The 738-nt window shown below is 74.8% G+C and carries 1 protein-coding gene; it reads left to right on the plus strand.

Annotated features, from left to right (window positions below; translation table 11 throughout):
- The first annotated feature begins 216 nt into the window (after nt 1-216).
- Nucleotides 217-591, plus strand: coding sequence for a DUF2076 family protein (locus JHD63_RS22745; RefSeq protein ID WP_233168553.1), 375 nt, complete (start codon nt 217-219; stop codon nt 589-591).
- The last annotated feature ends 147 nt before the right edge of the window (nt 592-738 follow it).

The raw sequence follows: 738 nt of genomic DNA on the forward strand, positions 1-738 counted from the left end.
TGCTGCGGGCGGTCTGCGGCGTTGCAAATCCTCGCCATGGCGGCGGCCATGGCTGCGGCTTGCGCCTTGCATCCCATCCCACACCAGGGCGCGCGCCATCGCGGGGACTTGTTCAGCGTTGCCTTAGCCCAGGCTTAAGAAGCGGCTTACACGGGGAACACCCGGGTACGCGGCGGAGTCAGAGGAGCATCCCCTGTCCCAGAGAAAGCGCCTGCCATGACCCCGCAAGAACACCAGTTGCTCAGCGACTTCCTGAACCGCCTGGCCGCCGTCGACAAGGTCGCCAAGGACCCCGAAGCCGACGTGCTGATCCACCAGCGCCTGGCCCCGCTGCCCGACGCGCCCTACCTGCTGGTGCAGCGCGCGCTGCTGCTGGAGCAGGCCCTGGAGGCCGCGCAGCAGCAGATCGCCCGGCTGCAGCAGAACCCGCCGCACGCCGACGGCCCCGGCTTCCTGAGCCCCGGCGCGGTGCCGGGCTTCGGCCGCGCGCCTTCGCAGGCCTACGTGCCGCTGCCTGGCGCCGCGCCAGCCGCCCCCGTGGCGCCCGGCGGTTGGCGCGACCGGCTGTTCCTGTCTCTTATACACATCTGACGCTGCCGACGAAGAGAACCTAGTGTGGGTGGCGGGGGGGGGGGGGGGGGTGGAGGGGGGGGGGGGGGGGGGGGGGGGGGGGGGGGGGGGGGGGGGGGGGGGGGGGGGGGGGGGGGGGGGGGGGGGGGGGGGGGGGGGGGGGGGGGG

Source organism: Xylophilus sp. ASV27 (assembly GCF_016428875.1).
Lineage (GTDB): Bacteria > Pseudomonadota > Gammaproteobacteria > Burkholderiales > Burkholderiaceae_C > Xylophilus.

Bases quoted from the DNA above. Each gene is read 5' to 3' on its own strand.
- JHD63_RS22745 (WP_233168553.1), top strand. From the start codon at position 217: ATGACCCCGCAAGAACACCAGTTGCTCAGCGACTTCCTGAACCGCCTG.